At 60.4% G+C, this 18,403-nt stretch carries 13 protein-coding genes and 1 tRNA gene; 11 read left to right on the forward strand and 3 right to left on the reverse strand.

Going from position 1 to position 18,403, the window contains the following annotated elements:
- Positions 1 to 147: 147 nt before the first annotated feature.
- Together folK and folB are read right to left on the reverse strand one after the other, a co-directional pair.
- Positions 148 to 681: a 2-amino-4-hydroxy-6-hydroxymethyldihydropteridine diphosphokinase gene (folK, locus tag BM059_RS15615; protein WP_074939802.1), complete on the reverse strand. Its 534-nt coding sequence runs from the start codon at positions 679 to 681 to the stop codon at positions 148 to 150.
- Entirely contained in the window at positions 672 to 1,028 is a 357-nt protein-coding gene (folB, locus tag BM059_RS15620) for a dihydroneopterin aldolase (protein WP_074939803.1), read from the reverse strand. Before folB ends, folK begins: the two co-directional genes overlap by 10 nt.
- A gap of 75 nt (positions 1,029 to 1,103) precedes the next feature.
- Between folB and plsY the strand changes: the two genes are divergently transcribed.
- The gene (gene plsY / locus BM059_RS15625) at positions 1,104 to 1,673 is read left to right on the forward strand and encodes a glycerol-3-phosphate 1-O-acyltransferase PlsY (RefSeq protein WP_074939805.1); all 570 of its coding nucleotides are present in this window, start codon (positions 1,104 to 1,106) and stop codon (positions 1,671 to 1,673) included.
- Positions 1,674 to 1,764: 91 nt separating this feature from the next.
- Here the strand turns inward: plsY and tsaD are convergent, their stop codons facing one another.
- Complete coding sequence (tsaD, locus tag BM059_RS15630; protein ID WP_074939806.1) at positions 1,765 to 2,790, reverse strand: tRNA (adenosine(37)-N6)-threonylcarbamoyltransferase complex transferase subunit TsaD; 1,026 nt, start codon at positions 2,788 to 2,790, stop codon at positions 1,765 to 1,767.
- A gap of 203 nt (positions 2,791 to 2,993) precedes the next feature.
- Between tsaD and rpsU the strand changes: the two genes are divergently transcribed.
- The 10 genes from rpsU (at position 2,994) to BM059_RS15680 (ending at position 18,394) form a co-directional block, all read left to right on the forward strand.
- On the forward strand, positions 2,994 to 3,209 hold the full coding sequence (gene rpsU / locus BM059_RS15635) for a 30S ribosomal protein S21 (protein WP_003296736.1): 216 nt from the start codon (positions 2,994 to 2,996) through the stop codon (positions 3,207 to 3,209).
- Positions 3,210 to 3,353: 144 nt separating this feature from the next.
- A complete protein-coding gene (gene dnaG, locus BM059_RS15640) occupies positions 3,354 to 5,357 on the forward strand; it encodes a DNA primase (RefSeq protein ID WP_074939808.1) in 2,004 nt (667 codons plus the stop codon).
- Positions 5,358 to 5,424: 67 nt separating this feature from the next.
- Complete coding sequence (gene rpoD, locus BM059_RS15645; protein WP_074939810.1) at positions 5,425 to 7,269, forward strand: RNA polymerase sigma factor RpoD; 1,845 nt, start codon at positions 5,425 to 5,427, stop codon at positions 7,267 to 7,269.
- A 159-nt stretch (positions 7,270 to 7,428) separates the two neighbouring features.
- Positions 7,429 to 11,163, forward strand: coding sequence for a bifunctional diguanylate cyclase/phosphodiesterase (locus BM059_RS15650; RefSeq protein ID WP_074939813.1), 3,735 nt, complete (start codon positions 7,429 to 7,431; stop codon positions 11,161 to 11,163).
- A 16-nt stretch (positions 11,164 to 11,179) separates the two neighbouring features.
- Positions 11,180 to 11,256: transfer RNA gene (locus BM059_RS15655), tRNA-Ile, on the forward strand.
- A gap of 129 nt (positions 11,257 to 11,385) precedes the next feature.
- Positions 11,386 to 12,447 carry a tyrosine-type recombinase/integrase gene (locus tag BM059_RS15660; RefSeq protein WP_074939815.1) on the forward strand — a complete coding sequence of 354 codons (1,062 nt, stop codon included), beginning with the start codon at positions 11,386 to 11,388 and terminating at the stop codon, positions 12,445 to 12,447.
- Positions 12,448 to 12,600: 153 nt separating this feature from the next.
- Positions 12,601 to 12,831 (forward strand): hypothetical protein, encoded by a 231-nt coding sequence (locus BM059_RS15665; RefSeq protein WP_074939818.1) that lies wholly within the window; start codon positions 12,601 to 12,603, stop codon positions 12,829 to 12,831.
- A gap of 10 nt (positions 12,832 to 12,841) precedes the next feature.
- Positions 12,842 to 14,125, forward strand: coding sequence for a replication protein (locus tag BM059_RS15670; protein WP_208606110.1), 1,284 nt, complete (start codon positions 12,842 to 12,844; stop codon positions 14,123 to 14,125).
- Between the two features lie 130 nt (positions 14,126 to 14,255).
- Positions 14,256 to 16,517: a KAP family P-loop NTPase fold protein gene (locus BM059_RS15675; protein WP_074939820.1), complete on the forward strand. Its 2,262-nt coding sequence runs from the start codon at positions 14,256 to 14,258 to the stop codon at positions 16,515 to 16,517.
- 944 nt (positions 16,518 to 17,461) lie between these two features.
- On the forward strand, positions 17,462 to 18,394 hold the full coding sequence (locus BM059_RS15680) for a phage integrase N-terminal domain-containing protein (protein ID WP_074940049.1): 933 nt from the start codon (positions 17,462 to 17,464) through the stop codon (positions 18,392 to 18,394).
- Positions 18,395 to 18,403: the final 9 nt, after the last annotated feature.

Consider the following 18,403-nt stretch of genomic DNA (forward strand, 5'->3'; position numbering starts at 1 on the left):
AGCGGCTGGGCGGCACTCCGTTTCAGCCGCGAAACTCCGCGGCCCGCCTTTTCGCGGATAAATCCGCTCCTACCGATCAACGCCAACCCGTAGCCCGGATGCAATCAGGGACATTCCCAGCGTCCGTTCTCCCGGATAGCAGCCGGGTTACGAAGAGCGCGCCTGTAGCAACTCTGCCGGAGTCAGCTCGGTGCCGCGCCACTGAAAGGCCGCCGGCCAGAGTTGCTGATTGATCTGCGTCGTCGCCCACAGGTCAGCGAACGAACGCCCATCCACTGGATGACACGCGTCCGGAGCCAGCAATGCCAGCGGCCAGAGCACGAAGGCGTTCTTGAGAATTTCCGCGCGCGGCAGGATCAAGCCATTGAAGTTGCCGACCTGCTCGCCATACAGCAGCACGTCGATGTCCAGCGGCAAGCCCTTACGGTCCGGCGCGTAGCGGCCGTTGTCGGCCTCGATGAACTTCAACCGGCGGTCCAGCTCCAGCAGCGGCAGCTCCGTCTCACCCACCACCACCAGGTTGAAGAAGTTGCCGCTTTTGATGCCCACGGCATGGCTCTCGAACACCGGCGAGCAGCGCATGTCGCTGAGCAGCCCGGCCAGCGCATCGAGGCCCGCAGCGAGGTGGGCCTCGCGCTCGATGTTGCTGCCAAGGCCGAGAAAGACGCGTGTCAGAGGCATCCGCGCTCGATCTCCACGCCCACGCCGCCACGGGCGGCTGGCACCGCACCGGGCTTGGTCAGTTTCAGGCGCATCCAGGGAATGTTGAATTCTTCCATCAGTGTCTGCACCAGACGCTCGGCGAACGTCTCGACCAGGATGAACTGCGACTCAGCCGCGAAAGCCTGAATGCGCGTGGACACGCTGGCGTAGTCGAGCGCCAGGTTGAGTTCGTCACCGGCTGCTGCAGGGCGATTGTCCCAGCCCATCTGCAGGTCCAGACGCAGGCACTGGCGAATGTCGCGCTCCCAATCGTAGGCGCCGATCACCGTGTCGACTTCCAGCCCCTCGATAAATACTCTGTCCACCCGCACTCTCCGCGCCACGACAAGGGCGCTGCACCTCGTTAGAATCGGGCCACCCCATGCCCTGGAATGGCCACCATGTTCTGGCTTCTGGCAATCCTTGCCTACCTGCTCGGTTCGTTGTCCTTCGCCATCCTGCTCAGCCGACTTGCAGGCGGGCCAGACCCGCGTGCCAGCGGCTCGGGCAATCCCGGCGCCACCAACATGCTGCGCGTGGCCGGCAAGAAGCTCGCCGTCATGACGCTGATCGGCGACCTGTGCAAAGGCCTGCTACCGATCCTGATCGCCAAGCTGCTTGGCCTCAGCCTGCACCAGCAAGCCTGGATCGGCCTGGCGGCCGTCGTCGGCCACCTCTACCCGCTGTACTTCCGTTTTCGCGGAGGCAAGGGCGTGGCCACTGCCGCCGGCATGCTGCTCGGCCTCTACCCACCAGCTGCCTTGCTCGCGCTGGCGGCCTGGGCCCTGATCTTCCTGCTGACCCGCACCAGCTCGCTGGCCTCACTGATCGCTACGCCGCTGACGCTGCCCCTGCTGGCCTGGCAACAGCCGGCGGCCTTGCTGCCTGCCTGCGTGCTGACCGCACTGATCGTCTGGCGTCACCGACGCAATCTGCATGACCTGTTTGCCGGCCGCGAGCGGCGTTTTTGACTGAAAAACAAAACCTGTAGGAGCGAGCTCTGCTCGCGAACAGAAAACTTCGCGAGCAGAGCTCGCTCCTACGTGTAAATGCCAATAGCCCTCACAACGCCGGCAATGACTCCATCGACCAGCGTGCCTGCACCTTGATCGCCAGGTCTTCATGCTGCCCCGCCAGCAACCGCTGGCAACCGGCGTAGGCGATCATCGCACCGTTGTCGGTGCAGAAACGTGGCCGCGCATAAAACACCTTGCCCTTCATCTCGCCCAGCATGCGTTCCAGGTGCTCGCGCAGCGCCTTGTTGGCACTTACTCCGCCAGCGATCACCAGGCTGTTGAGCCCCGTCTGTTTGAGTGCGCGCTTGCACTTGATGGTCAGAGTCTCAACCACCGCCTGCTGGAAGGCCAGCGCGATGTCGCGACGGGCTTGGTCGAGGTCGTCACCGCGGGTACGGCATTGCTGCCAGGTATTCAGGGCGAAGGTTTTCAGGCCGCTGAAGCTGAAATCCAGCCCCGGACGATCGGTCATCGGCCGTGGGAAAACGAAACGCCCTGGCGTGCCCTGCTCGGCCAACTTGGCGATTTCCGGACCACCCGGATAATTCAGGCCCATCAGCTTGGCAGTCTTGTCGAAAGCCTCACCGGCAGCGTCGTCCAGCGACTCGCCAAGCAACTGGTACTGACCAATACCGTCGACCCGTACCAACTGAGTGTGGCCACCGGACACCAACAGGGCAACGAACGGAAAGGCCGGTGGCTGCTCTTCCAGCATCGGCGCCAACAGGTGACCTTCCATATGGTGTACGCCAACGGCCGGCACACCCCAGGCAAAGGCCAGCGCCTGAGCGCAGGATGCGCCGACCAGCAGCGCACCGACCAGGCCTGGGCCCGCGGTGTAGGCCAATGCGTCGATGTCGCTGGCCTGCTTGCCCGCCTCGCCCAGCACCTGGCGGATCAGCGGCAGCATGCGTTTGACGTGATCGCGCGAGGCCAATTCCGGCACGACGCCGCCGTAGACGCGATGCAGGTCGATCTGGCTGAACAGGGCGTCAGCCAGCAGGCCGCGCTCGCTGTCGTAGAGCGCGACGCCGGTTTCATCGCAGGAGGTTTCCAATCCCAGTACGAGCATGGAGCTTGAGCCTTGATTTGCCGCGTGGAACAAAGGCGCGCATGATAAGCGCCGCCCGGCGGAGCGGCCAGCGCTTTTCGATCAGAGGCCTTTGCATTCCTCGGCTCGAGGGGGTAACATCCGCAACCCTTAAAAACCGACGCAACCCGAGCCATTTGCCGGGAGCGCGTTGAACACCGGTAATTAACGAAGGTACGACCTGGATGCCAGCCGTCAAAGTTAAAGAGAACGAACCCTTCGACGTAGCCCTGCGTCGTTTCAAGCGCTCCTGCGAGAAAGCCGGCGTACTGGCTGAAGTCCGTAGCCGCGAATTCTACGAAAAGCCGACCTCTGAGCGTAAGCGCAAGGCAGCTGCCGCTGTTAAGCGTCACGCCAAGAAAGTGCAGCGCGAGCAGCGTCGTAGCGTTCGCCTGTACTAATTCGTACAGCAACGCCCGAATGCCCGGCCTTGGCCGGGCATTGCATTTGAAAGACTCCGCCTCGCGTTTCAGCGAGTGAGCGGAGTTTTTGCTTTTCTACCAATCGCTGTCCCGCGTTCGCGCCGGGCAGTATGCTGAGCGCCTATGGCCGGCCTGATCCCGCAGTCCTTCATCGATGACCTGCTCAACCGCACCGACATCGTCGATGTGGTGAGTTCGCGCATCCAGCTGAAGAAGACCGGCAAGAACTACAGCGCCTGCTGTCCTTTCCACAAGGAAAAGACCCCCTCCTTCACCGTCAGCCCCGACAAGCAGTTCTACTACTGCTTCGGCTGCGGTGCCGGCGGCAATGCCCTCGGCTTCGTCATGGACCACGATCAACTGGAATTCCCCCAGGCGATCGAGGAGTTGGCCAAGCGCGCCGGCATGGACGTCCCGCGCGAGGAAAGCGGCCGCGGGCACAAACCCCGGCAACCCGTCGACTCGCCGCTCTACCCATTGCTCAACGCCGCCGCCGAGCACTATCGCCAAGCCCTGAAGAGTCACCCGCAGCGCAAATACGCCGTGGAGTACCTCAAGGGTCGTGGCCTGACCGGCGAAATCGCTCGCGACTTCGGCATCGGTTTCGCCCCGCCCGGCTGGGACAACCTGTTCAAGCAACTGGGCGCCGACACCCTGCAACAGAAAGTCATGATCGACGCCGGCCTGCTGATCGAGAACGCCGAGAACGGCAGGCGCTACGACCGCTTCCGCGACCGCATCATGTTCCCCATCCGCGACAGCCGCGGCCGGGTGATTGCCTTCGGTGGCCGCGTACTCGGTGACGACAAGCCCAAGTACCTGAACTCGCCAGAAACTCCGGTATTTCACAAGGGCCAGGAACTCTACGGCCTGTACGAGGCGCGCAAGCACAACCGCGACCTCGACGAAATCATGGTGGTCGAAGGCTACATGGACGTCATCGCCTTGGCCCAGCAGGGCCTGCGCAATGCCGTGGCGACCCTGGGCACGGCCACCAGCGAAGAGCACCTCAAGCGCCTGTTCCGCATCGTGCCCAGCGTGCTGTTCTGCTTCGACGGCGACGCCGCCGGGCGCAACGCCGCCTGGCGCGCCCTGGAATCCGCCCTGCCGAGCCTGCAGGACGGTCGCCGCGCGCGCTTCCTGTTCCTGCCCGACGGCGAAGACCCGGACACCCTGGTGCGCGCCGAGGGCACCGACGCCTTTCGCGCACGCATCAACCAGCACGCGCAACCGCTGGCCGACTACTTCTTCCAGCAGCTTTGCGAAGAAGCCGACCCGCGCTCACTGGAAGGCAAGGCGCATCTGGTCACCCTGGCCGCACCGCTGATCGACAAGATTCCCGGCAACAACCTGCGCGCCCTGATGCGCCAACGCCTGAGCGAGATCACCGGTCTGTCCAGCGAAGCGCTGAGCCAGGTCGCCAGCGCACCACGCAGTCACGCGCCCAGCACCACCAGCCAGACGCCCAGCAGCGACTACCCGGATTACGGCGACATCCCCGACAGCGCCTACTACGACAACCTGCCGGACGTCGGCGGCTACGAGCAGCCCGCGCCGCCACAGCAGCACTACGAGCGCAGCAATAACGAGGGCGGCAAAGGTAGCTGGAAAAAAGACGGCGGCAAGTGGAACAACAAAAAGGGCAAGGGCGATTTCGCACCACGTGCCCCACGCACCGCCGTGAGCGTCGAATCACCGCACCTGATCGCCCTGCGCACGCTGCTGCACCATCCGCAGCTTGCGCAAAAGGTCGAGGATGTCAGCCACTTCGCCGACGAAGAAGACACCTATGCCCAACTTCTCGTGGCACTGGTCGGTGCACTGCAGAAAGCGCCCAACCTGCGCTCACTGCAACTGATCGCCCGCTGGCACGGCACCGAACAGGGCCGCCTGCTACGGGCCCTGGCAGAGAAGGAATGGCTGATTCAGGGCGACAACCTTGAACAGCAGTTTTTCGACACCATTACTACACTTGCACACAACCAATCGCAGAGGCGGCGTGAAAAAGCGCTCCGCAGCATCATTCATAAAAGCCCCAGCGAGCTCACCGACGAGGAAAAGACGTTGCTCAGAGAGCACTACAGCCTGGCCTCCTCCCAGAGCAGCAAGTCCCCAACTGGCGCCTAAAGCCCAAACTGAGGTATAATCCTCGGCTTGTTTTCAGCCCGCCAAGACCTTCAGTGGATAGGGTGTTATGTCCGTAAAAGCGCAGCAGCAATCTCGTATCAAAGAGTTGATCACCCTGGGTCGTGAGCAGAAGTATCTGACTTACGCAGAGGTCAACGACCACTTGCCTGAGGACATTTCAGATCCCGAGCAGGTGGAAGACATCATCCGCATGATCAACGACATGGGGATCCCGGTACACGAGAGTGCTCCGGATGCAGACGCCCTGATGCTGGCCGATGCCGACACCGACGAGGCTGCCGCCGAAGAAGCCGCTGCCGCCCTCGCCGCTGTCGAGACAGATATCGGCCGCACCACCGACCCGGTGCGCATGTACATGCGTGAAATGGGTACCGTGGAACTGCTGACCCGCGAAGGCGAGATCGAAATCGCCAAACGCATCGAGGAAGGCATCCGCGAGGTCATGAGCGCCATCGCTCACTTCCCTGGCACTGTCGACGGCATCCTCGCCGAGTACACCCGCGTCACCACCGAGGGCGGCCGCCTGGCCGAAGTCCTCAGTGGCTACATCGACCCGGATGACGGCAGCGTGCCTGACGAAGCCGCCGCCCCCGTTCCCGTCAAGGAAGGCGCCGCCGCTGAAGAAAGCGACGACGAAGAAGAAGACGAGAGCGACGACGAGGAAGAAGAAGGCGATGGTGGCCCGGACCCGGAAGAAGCGGCTCGCCGTTTTACCGCCGTCGCCGAGCAACAGGACAAAGTCCTGAAGGCATTGAAGAAGCATGGTCGTGGCAGCAAGCAGGCCATCGAAGAGCTGGCCGCTCTGGCCGAGCTGTTCATGCCGATCAAGCTGGTGCCCAAGCAGTACGACGCCCTGGTTACCCGGGTGCGCGATGCCCTCGACCGCCTGCGTACCCAAGAACGCGCTATCATGCAGCTGTGCGTACGTGATGCACGTATGCCGCGTGCCGACTTCCTGCGCCTGTTCCCGGGCAACGAAATCGATATGGACTGGGCCGCCGACCTGGCCAAGGGCAAGGCCAAGTACGCCGAAGCCCTGGGCAACCTGCAGGCCGACATTCAGCGCTGCCAGCAGAAGCTGGCCGATCTGGAAGCCGAGTGCAGCCTGACTCTGGCTGAGATCAAGGACATCAACCGTCGCATGTCCATCGGTGAAGCGAAAGCTCGCCGCGCCAAGAAGGAAATGGTCGAGGCCAACCTGCGTCTGGTGATCTCCATCGCCAAGAAGTACACCAACCGTGGCCTGCAGTTCCTCGACCTGATTCAGGAAGGCAACATCGGTCTGATGAAGGCGGTCGACAAGTTCGAATACCGTCGCGGTTACAAGTTCTCGACCTACGCCACCTGGTGGATTCGCCAGGCGATCACCCGCTCGATCGCCGACCAGGCGCGCACCATCCGTATTCCGGTGCACATGATCGAGACGATCAACAAGCTCAACCGTATCTCCCGTCAGATGCTGCAGGAAATGGGTCGCGAGCCCACTCCGGAAGAGCTGGGTGAGCGCATGGAAATGCCCGAGGACAAGATCCGCAAGGTATTGAAGATCGCCAAAGAGCCGATCTCCATGGAAACCCCGATTGGCGACGACGAAGATTCGCACCTGGGCGACTTCATCGAGGACAGCACCATGCAGTCCCCGATCGACGTAGCCACCGTCGAAAGCCTCAAGGAAGCCACTCGCGAAGTGCTGGCCGGCCTCACTGCCCGTGAAGCCAAGGTCCTGCGCATGCGCTTCGGTATCGACATGAACACCGACCACACCCTCGAGGAAGTGGGCAAACAGTTCGATGTCACCCGTGAGCGTATCCGCCAGATCGAAGCCAAGGCACTGCGCAAGCTGCGCCACCCGACGCGAAGCGAGCATCTGCGCTCCTTCCTCGACGAGTGATACCAAAACCCCCGGCCGAAACCGGGGGTTTTGCTTTCAGGGCAGCGCACCCGCCAGTCCCCCTCGCAAAAAAGGGCAGCACAGCGGCTGCAATCAAACTGCCATCCCGACATCGGCCGGACTACACTGCGACAATATTGATCTTGTAACGAGGCCGTTATGCCCCGCTTGCCGGCCATTGTGCTGTTGTGCCTGGCGTACTGGATGACCCCGGCTCTAGCCCTGACGCTCAGCGAGGATGAGCGCACCTGGCTAGCCAACCACCCCGAGCTGCGCCTGGGTGTCGATGCATCCTGGCCACCCTTCGAATTTCGTGACGAACAGGGCAACTACCACGGCCTGACCGCCGACTATGTGCGGCTGATCGAAGAGCGCCTTGGCGTGCAATTGCAGCCTGTCGAACCCAGCAACTGGGGCGCGATACTGGAACAGGCACGCCGGGGTCAGGTAGACCTGCTTCCGGGCGTGATGTCGACACCCGAACGCCAGGAATACCTGACCTTCACCCGCCCCTACCTGGACTTCCCCATCGTCATCCTGGCCCGCGCTGGCGGGCCGCAGCCCAAGCAACTCAAAGACCTGTATGGCCTCAAGGTCGCCGTCGTCAGCAACTACGCCCCACACGAGCTGCTGCGCCAGCAACACCCCGACCTCAACCTGTTGCCGCTGCGCAACGTTGCCGCCGCCCTGCAGGCCCTGGCGACCAACGAGGCCGACGCCATGGTCGGCGACCTCGCTTCCAGCGTCTGGAGCCTGCGCCAGCTCAAGCTCGACGGTCTCTATATCAGCGGCGAGACGCCCTATCGCTATCAGCTGGCAATGGCCGCACCCCGTGGGCAAACCGTACTGGTCGGCATCCTCGACAGACTCTTCGCCGAGCTCAGCGCCGAAGAACTCACCGCCCTGCAGGAACCCTGGATCGGCAGCGTGCTGGACAAGCGCAACGTCTGGCACGAAACCCTGCTCTATGGCCTACCTGCCTTGCTCGGCCTGCTGGCGATCATCGCCATCATCCTGCGCATCAACCACCGCCTGAAACGCGAGATGCGCAACCGTGAAGCGCTAGAGCAGGAACTGCGCAGCCGCGAGCAGCACTTTCGCGACATGGTCGAAAGCCTCTCGGCCATCACCTGGGAAACCGAATCCAGCGGGCTCACCTACACCTACGTATCGCCGCACGCGGAAAAGCTGCTGGGCTACCCACTGCACGAATGGCTGGAGCCCGGCTTCTGGCAACGCCACCTGCACCCGGACGACCACCAGCGCACCCTGCGCAGCTGCCTGGAACAGTGCTCGGCCGGCAATGACCATGCGCTGGAATATCGCCTGCTCGCCGCTGACGGGCGCACGGTGTGGGTGCGCGATATCGTCACCTTGCTACAGCGCGACGAGCGCCAGGTGATTCGCGGCCTGATGGTCGATATCAGCGACGCCAAGCAGACCGAGCAGGCCCTGCGCCTGTCGGAACAGAAGTTCGCCTCGGTGTTCCAGCAGTGCCCGGACATCCTGATCATTACCCGCCGCGCCGACGGTGTGCTGCTGGAAGTGAACAGCACATTCGTCGAACAAACCGGCTTCAGCGTCGAGCAGGCCATCGGCAAGACCGCCACCGACCTCGACCTGTGGGGCGTGCCAGGCATCGGTCCGAGCCTGTTGCTGCGCCTGCAGGATGAAAGCCTGCGTAATCTGGAAATGCCCTTCCGTCGTGCCGATGGCAGCCTCTTCACCGGGCTGATTTCGGCCAGCCCGTTCGTCCTCGACCACACCCCGGCACTGGTCGTGGTGGTACGCGACATCAGCCAGCTGAAGACCACCCAGCAGCAGTTGCAGATCTCCGAGGAGAAGTTCGCCAAGGCTTTTCATGCGTCGCCCGATGGCTTGCTGATCACCCGCCTGCGCGACGGACTGCTGGTGGAAGCCAACGAAGGCTTCAGCCGCATCACCGGCTACAGCTTCGACGAAATCGCCGAACAGAGCACCCTCAGCCTGGGCATCTGGGCTGACCCGAAAGACCGTGAATTCCTGGTGCAACGTATTCGCGAGCAAGGCAGCGTGCGCGACATGATCGCCCCGGTGCGTACCAAGAGCGGCCACCTGCGCCTCTGCGAACTCTCCGCACAGCCGTTGCCCATCGGCGGTGACGAGTGCCTGCTGACCATCGCCCGCGACATCACCGAACGCCAGCAGATGCAGGAAGAACTGCAGCAAGCCGCCACCGTGTTCGAAAGCACCGCCGAAGGCGTGCTGATCACCGACCTCGAACAGCGCATCACTGCGGTCAACCGCGCCTTCACCCAGATCACCGGTTACAGCGAGGCCGAAGCCCTCGGCCAGCGCCCCAGCCTGCTCTCCTCCGGCCAGCACGACAACGCCTTCTACACCGCCATGTGGCACAGCCTGGCGGCCAACGGTCACTGGCAGGGAGAAATCTGGAACAGGCGCAAGAACGGCGAGCTGTACCCCGAATGGCTGACCATCAGCGCCGTGCGCAACAGCGACAACCAGACCACCCACTTCGTTGGCGTATTCGCCGACATCTCCAGCCTCAAGCATGCCCAGGCGCGCCTCGACCACCAGGCTCACCACGACCCGCTGACCGGCCTGCCCAACCGTCTGCTGTTCGAGAATCGACTGCGCACCGCCCTGGATGGCTCACGCGCCGACGATCAACTGGGCGCCGTGCTATTTCTCGACCTCGACCGCTTCAAGCAGATCAACGACAGCCTTGGTCACCCGGTCGGCGACCAGTTGCTCAAGGCCATCGCCGCGCGCCTGAAACTGCAGCTGCGCGACATCGACACCGTGGCCCGTCTCGGCGGCGACGAATTCATCATCCTGCTGCCCGGCCTGCAGCAGCCGCAGGACGCCGAACAGGTCGCGCAGAAGCTCCTCGAATGCTTCGGCGCGCCCTTCCAGCTCGATAACCACGAGTTCTTCATCAGCGCCAGCATCGGCATCAGCCTCTATCCCAAGGACGGTCTCGACGTCGCCACCCTGGTGAAGAACGCCGATGCGGCCATGTACCAATCCAAGGCCAAGGGGCGCAACCGCAGCGAGTTCTACACCCGCTCGCTGACCTTCCAGGTCAACGAACGCATGGCCATGGAGCAGGAACTGCGCCGCGCCCTGGAGCGCAACGAGCTGAGCCTCTTCTACCAACCCAAGTTCTGCCTGCGCAGCCAGAGCCTGGTTGGCGCCGAAGCGCTGGTACGCTGGCAGCACCCGGTATTCGGCGAGATCTCACCGGATCGCTTCATCCCGGTGGCCGAAGAAAGCGGGCTGATCCTGCCGCTGGGCGACTGGGTGCTGGAACAAGCCTGCCGCCAATTACAGGACTGGCAGGAAAGCGGCTGCGGCTTCGGCGCCCTCTCGGTCAATCTCGCCGGTGCCCAACTGCACCAGCCCAGCCTGCTGCCACGCATCAACGCACTGCTGCAACGCTACAACCTGGCGCCGGAGCTGCTGCAACTGGAGATCACCGAGAACTTCATCATGAACCAGGCAGGCGAAGCGCTGGACATCCTCCACCGCCTCAAGCAGCTCGGCGTGCAACTGGCCATCGATGACTTCGGCACCGGCTACTCCTCGCTCAGCTACCTCAAGCGCCTGCCACTGGACGTACTGAAGATCGACCAGTCCTTCGTCCGCGGCCTGCCGGACGACCCGCACGACCTGGCGATCACCCGCGCCATCATCGCCCTGGGCAACAGCATGCAACTGACAGTGATCGCCGAAGGCGTGGAAACCAAGGCCCAGGAACTCTGCCTGGCTGCCGAAGGCTGCCTGCAGATCCAGGGCTACGTGGTCAGCCGGCCACTCTCGGCCGAGGCCTTCACCCGGAAATTTCTCTCGCCTGGTCAAGCGGTTGGCGCTGACGAGAACGCGCCGGTATAATCCGCCGGCCTTCTGGGGGCCTATAGCTCAGTTGGTTAGAGCAGAGGACTCATAATCCTTTGGTCCACGGTTCGAGTCCGTGTGGGCCCACCACCTTCAAAGCCGCGCATTGCGCGGCTTTGCGCTTTTCGTGGCCCTGACATCCGGATCAGTCCTTTGGTCCAAAGGTACAATATCGGTACAGCGCTGGTACGCCAGCCTGCCTTTGGAGTCCCGTCTAAGATGGCCACAATTGTAAAAACGCCTGCTGGCACCTGGAAAGCCGTAGTACGCAAAACCGGCTGGCCGACCAATGCTAAAAGCTTTCGCACCAAGCGCGACGCCGAAGACTGGGCACGCCGCACTGAAGACGAAATGGTGCGAGGGGTGTATATCCAACGTAGTGGCTCTGAGCGCCTGACACTGGAGAAGGCCCTCGAGCGCTATCTGGCAGAGGTGACGCCGAGCAAGAAGCCCACCACTCGCAAGGCCGAAGCCACCAAGGCCAAGCGACTGACCCAGCACCTGGGCAAATACTCCCTGGCCGCCCTCTCCGCGGAGATCATCGCGAACTACCGCGACACCCGACTCAGCACCCTAAGCAAGCGTGGCATGCCCACCAGCAACAATACCGTGCGGCTTGAACTGGCTCTGCTTAGCCATCTCTATACCGTGGCGATCCAAGAGTGGGGGCTGGGACTGACCTTCAACCCAGTACTGAATATCCGCAAGCCCAGCCCAGGAGAAGGTCGCGACCGCAGATTGTCTGCCGATGAGGAGAGACGTCTGCTCGCCGCAGTGAACAATCACAGCAACCCCATGCTTGGCTGGATCGTTCGCATCGCCCTGGAAACGGGCATGCGCTCGTCGGAGGTCACAGGCCTACGCTGCCACCAAGTCGACCTGAAAAAGCGCGTAGTGCGCCTCGCAGAGACGAAGAACGATAGTGCTCGCACCGTCCCACTCACCAAGCAAGCCACCGAAGCCTTCAAGGCTGCCCTGGAGAATCCTGTTCGTCCCAAGGATTGCAGCCTGGTGTTCTTTGGCGAACCGGGAAAGGACGAGAAGCGCCGTCCCTATGCCTTCACCAAAACCTGGGGGCTGCTGAAGAAGAAACTCGGCATGCCCGACCTGCGCTTCCACGATCTTCGACACGAGGCTGTCAGCCGGCTGGTTGAAGGCGGTCTATCCGACCAGGAGGTGTCGGCCATTAGCGGCCATAAGTCGATGCAGATGCTCAAGCGCTATACGCATCTTCGAGCCGAGGACCTGGTCAGCAGGCTCGACCGAATGACACGAAACTAGGCTTAACTAGGCTGAAATAGTTTCTGCATGCAGAAACTATTTCAGCCTGATCTAGATTGAGCTTTTTTCGGCTCAGCTAGCTAAAACTAGCCTTTTTTGGGGCAGTCGCTTCCCACTGTTTCAAGCATCCACACAACAACCGGATGCCTTGAAATGTGCCTCGAAGAACAATTGCTCTCCAAGTTCGGCCCACTCCTCACCCTGAAACAGTTGGCCGAGGTGCTTCACCGGTCCCCGCAAGGACTCACCTTCACGCTGTCGCGTGATTCTGATTTTGCCCAGCAAATCAACTCAACCAAGCTGCGCTTGGGCCGCCGGGTGTACTTCCGGTCGAACCTGCTCGCAGCAGTTCTTGAAGGACAAACGCCTGACCTGACCAACTGAGTCAGGCGCTATGACGTCCTCGACTCTGCCGCTATTCAGCGCAGCGGAGGAAGCGGCTCTGTTTCACAGCCAGAGCCCTGGCTACTTCGCACTACTGGTTCGCCAGCCAAACAGGATGGTGCAATCGTCTCACCCGCTATCGGTAATGGACCAGGTGCTAGCTTTGGTTGACTGCAGGCTGGACACCTGGATCTCGCAAGCAGAGTTTTTCCGCCCGAATCGTCGGGTTGTGAATCTCGCACGAATTGGCCTGCTGTTCGCTGATCTGGATACTTACCGTCAACCCTGGGCAAGCGGGAGGTCTCCTGACCAGCTGGCGGCTAGCGTCCTCTATCACTGCCAAGAGGAAGGCATTCCCTGCCCTTCAATCCTGGTGTTCAGTGGCCGCGGGCTGCAGGCAAAGTGGTTCCTCGATGCGGCACTGCCACGTCAAGCCTTACCGCGCTGGAATGCTTGCCAGCGCCATCTGATCGATCGCCTAGCACCACTCGGCGCTGACCCTGCAGCGCGCGATGCTAGTCGTGTTTTGCGTCTTGTAACGACGGTGAACTCACGGTCTGGCGAGATCTGCCGCGTGGTTCATGTTGAGCACGGAGAGGATGGGCAGCCAGTGCGCTATTCATTCGAGGATCTGGCAGAGACCCTACTACCAGTGTCTCGCTGGGACATCGAGGCTGGCCACAAGGCACGCGCTGATCACCGGCAGCTTAGGCTCCTGCAGGGCAAAGAGACCGGAAAGTTACGCACGCTCAGTGGACGACAACTGGCATGGGATCGCCTGGAGGATCTACGCAAACTGGGCGAGATGCGCGGCGGAGTCAGCGAGGGAGAGCGGATGCAGCATCTCTTCTGGCGACTCAATTTCTTATTGTTATCTGGTGCCACCAACAGCCAACAAATGTTTCTGGAGGCCTCTGCGCTGGCCCAGGAGTTAGACCCGGCCTGGCATCACCGACGGCAAGAGCTCTCGACGCTGTACCAAAAGGCGCGTGCCTACGAAGCCGGCGAGCGTGTTGAGTTTGGTGGCCGTCAGCTTGTTCCGCTTTATACGCCCAAGAACAACACACTCATAAACCTGCTCATGATTACCGATGCTGAACAACGCCAACTCCGGACAATCGTCAGCTCAGCTGTCGCAGCAGAGCGACACCGTGTACGCGAGGAGAGTCGACGGCGAGCAGCTGGAGCAATTCCTCGACAGAGCTACGAGGCAGGTTCGCTCTCGAAAGCCCGTCCCTGGGAAGCCCATGGAATTAGTCGAGCGTCATGGTATCGAGCAGGCAAGCCTGAGTGAGACAGGTCCGTGCGTATTACTAATGGCGAAGCCCTATCGGACTTCATGTGCAATGGCTGATAGGGCTTAAATGGCCATCTTGCTTACAGCAAAATGCTTAACCACTTGGCCAACACATAAGGAATGTCCGATGGATGATTTGGGGTTCGCCGATGACCGGCCGATCGAAGCACACGACCAAGACTTGCTCGGCCGATCAACGTTCGCGAGAAACCTTGCAGCCGCTATTGCAGGCTGGAAAAACAAAGAAAGCCTTGTGATTGCCTTAACAGGAGCCTGGGGTAGCGGCAAGAGCTCAATCAAGAATCTAGCCATACAGGAGTTCGCGACAAACCCAAGCCACGAGGTTATTGAATACAACCCATGGGAGTGGACCGGCCAGGAGAAGCTTAGCTCTTCATTTTTCAATGAGGTTTCCTTGGCTATCAAGCGCAAAGACAAGAGCGAAGATGGTAAGCAGTTGGCCAAGGTGCTGCGCCAGTATGGGCGAAAGCTCAACGCCAGTGCCGTGCTGATGGAGGGCTTCGCCAAATATCTATCGCTGTTCCTTGGTTCGGCCTTGGTCACCTCGTACCTCAGCTTCTTGACCGAAAACCCGATAGCACAAACGGTGATGATTGTATTGAGTGGTGGCTCAGCACTAGCTGCCAGCGCAGCGGCGTTGAAGCGGCTAGCTCGATTTTTGTCAGATCGCGCTGAAGGTTTGGATCAGTCCGCGAAGGAGAATGAACTCACTTTGAGCGAGATCCGTGGCGAGATCCGTACATTGTTGGCTAAACGCGAACACCCGCTGCTTATCGTCATGGACGACATCGACCGGCTCTCACCAGACCAGATGAAAGCATTGTTCCAGCTGGTCAAAGGCAACATGGACTTCCCAAATGTAGTGTTCTTACTGCTGTTCCAACGGGACATAGTTGAACAGGGTCTTGAGCTTGCCGGCTTCAAGGGGGCGGAATACCTCGAGAAAATAATCCAGGCCCCCTTTAGCGTCCCCGCACTGTCCACTGAGCGATTGGAGGCGGTGCTGTTCGAGAGGCTGAATGCAATCCTTACCAACGAACCACAACTGGCGGGAAAATTTGATACTGACTACTGGACTGGTGTGTACCGTAAGGGGCTCAGCCAGTTTTTCCACAATCTTCGTGACGTTTACCGTTATACCTCCACACTTGCCTTCCACTGCAGGTTGCTGCGTGGCGCCGACGTTGCCGAGATCAATGCAGTGGATCTGTTTGCCTTGGAGTGCCTAAGAACCTTCGCTCCGGCCAGCTATGACGCTATGCCGCAACATAAGGTGGCCCTCACCGGCAGTGGTTTGTTGATGCGCCAGGATCAAACCGAGAAAGGCCGAATCACGGACATAGTCCAAAGTATTGTGGCGCTAGCTCCGCAGGACTACCGCAGCGGGGTGGAACAGATCATCAAGCAGCTATTCCCAACTCTCGACTGGGTCTTTAAGAACACTACCTACGATGGATCTACGCACGGCCGATGGCTGCGGGAGTCTCGGGTGTGTCGAGTCGAGACCTTCGACCGCTACTTTGAATTGGCCTTGCCGATCAGCGAAGTATCGAATTCGCTACTGCACTCGCTAACAATGCTGCTACCTGACAGCGAACGGTTCTGCGACATTCTGCGCAACCAGAACGAGCCCCAGCAAAAGGCTGTGTTGGACAGGCTGGAGTCCTTCATTGACGAGTTCCCGATCGATCAGTCATCAGCGGTATTGGAAACACTGCTAAACGCCGGAGAGGTTGTCCATGGCGGTGAGTCATCCATAACGACGGTATCCCATCCAGTGCAGGTGTTCCGTTTGTTGCGATTCTTCCTATTGCGCAACGACGATCTAACCGCACGCAGCGAACTGCTGCTACGTGCATTCGAGAAAGCCAAGGGCTATCTCGTTATGGAGCGAATGCTTGGTTTGGAGTCTTCCCACAGACGAAAAGCTGAACCTACTGACTTGGATGATGCAGGCTACGAAAAGCTCAAACTGATGTTTGTGGCTGACCTGCTAGCTAAAGCGAATCTCGACCCTGACGCCTTCCTCGCGCATTGGAACTTCATATCCTTTGCCTATCGGTTGAATGACTTCGCTGATGGAGCAGGAAGCCAGTGGATCAAGCAGCAGGTTACAACACTCAAGCGTTTTGTTCTGTTTGCCGAGGCTGCTGTAAGCAAAGGCACATCATATGGGGGGAATGGAGCGGCTACCTTCTACTTTGTGCGAATCGCCACCCTGGAAGACTTACTTGGAATAGAGGCATGTCAACGGTGGATGGAGCAGATTCAGCGAGCAGAGCTGACCGAAACGGCACGCCGAGCCATTGATCTAGTAGAGGAGGCGCTTGGCAAGCATCAGCGCGGCGAGAAGTCTGACTTCGACTGATTAGAGGTGAAGCTCGTAGCATTGCACTCATTTACACATTGAATGCCGTGTACTTCGTTCCTAGCTGTGCGTCACTACCTCCGGGTAGTGACGCACAGCGTAGGGCCGCGTAGAGCGGCCCCAAACGGCTCGCACAGCGAGCCGAAAAAAAGCACCTGGGAAGGCAGAAAAGCCAGGAAATACGAGGACTCCGAGCACGGTGAATTTGCTTCACGATTTTGAGTTGCAGTGCTCGCGGATTCAGATATTTTGCAGTGACCAATAGGTGATGAACCCTCATTCGCCAGCACCAAGATCAGCAAGTTTCGGTTAGGCATTCCTATCGAGATTTATTGATCGCTGGCGATAGGGGCGATGCGAGTAGGTATTCCTGCAGCATCGTCAGCCCACCCGATTGACGTGGCTAATGCGCGTCAGTTGGGTGGCAACGGCGAGTCGATTTGGCAACCGACCCGTTCGCTACACCGCCCTCCGATAGCCGCTAGCTCAGCGTCTGTCGGGGTTTTCACAATGAGCAAAAGGTCCAGCTCCGGACCTCAAAAACTGAGTCGTGCCCCGCGTTAACGGCTTGTGGTTGAGATGGGACTCACCACGGACCAGGGACCGCTCAGTTTGAGCCCCCCGGCGCTGCGTGGCGTCCGGGTATCCCTTCCGATCCCCGAGATCGGATTGAGTCTGTCGATCCACGCTCGACGAGATGGCATGCCTCGCATGCCCGCAGACAACGACGGTGCAGCTCATCAATTGATTTGAGCGCCTGTCGTCGTAATCACCGCCCGCTGCCGGGCTGGTCGTTGCGAGCCACGTTTGGCCGTCTGTGTGAAACGCCGTTCCGCTCCTGAGTGAAAGCTCAGCTCCTATCGCGCTTGCGACTAGGACAGGAACAAACACTTACCTCGAGATTGGCGTTTCGAACCTCGTTCATCAGCAAGTGGATCATGACCATGGACAAGCTCGGCTGGGATTTCGTCCAGCAACAAAAACATAACCGGGACGGCTCGTATGCAACGCAGGCCGCTCGCTCAGCAACGCTAAGCCTCAGTGCCCGCCAGCTGCGCGAACTGGGTTACCGGAACCTCCGTGCCAACACGCTCGGTCAACGCCACCTCCGTGCACTGGTTCAGCATTGGCAGACCTCAGGCGTCTCTCCAGCAACCATCAAAAATCGCATGTCCCATTTGCGGTGGTCGTGCGAAAAGGCAGGTCGCGCGGGTGTCGCCAAGATCAGTAACGACGACCTGGGTATCGCTCGCCGCTCATACGTCGCCAAAGAAAGCCGTGCTCGAGATCTGCCGAAGGCAAACCTCGAAGCGATCACCGACCCGTACGTTCGACTCAGCCTACGCCTGCAAGCCGAGTTCGGCCTGCGCAGGGAAGAGTCAATCAAATTCATCGCCGCAGTTGCCGACAAAGGCGGACACCTTGAGCTCAAAGGCAGCTGGACGAAAGGCGGGAAAGCCCGAGAAATCCCGATCCGTACGCTAGCCCAGGAAGAGCTACTCACCGAAGTACATGCGTTCACTTCTATGGGGAGCCTCATCCCAGCCGAGCTCAGCTACAAGCAACAGCTGAAGCAGTACGAACGCCAGATTGCTGCAGCTGGCCTCAGCAAGATGCACGGACTACGGCACCTTTACGCCCAACGGCGTTATCTCGAGTTGACCGGCAAACAAGCACCCGCGGTGAAGGCCTCAATCAACGGCCACCTGCTGGCAGGAGCGGAGTCCGGATGGCTTGGAAAGGTCGCCATTCCTAGCGCGGAAGCATCAATAACGCCCCCTCTTAGTGATCGCGAAGCCCGGCTGCTTATCTCGCACGAACTCGGCCATGAGCGGATCGCCATTACTAACACCTATCTCGGCTCCCCTAACGCCTAAACACAAGGA

Origin of the sequence: Ectopseudomonas composti (assembly GCF_900115475.1) — a bacterium.
In the GTDB taxonomy this organism is placed as follows: domain Bacteria; phylum Pseudomonadota; class Gammaproteobacteria; order Pseudomonadales; family Pseudomonadaceae; genus Aquipseudomonas; species Aquipseudomonas composti.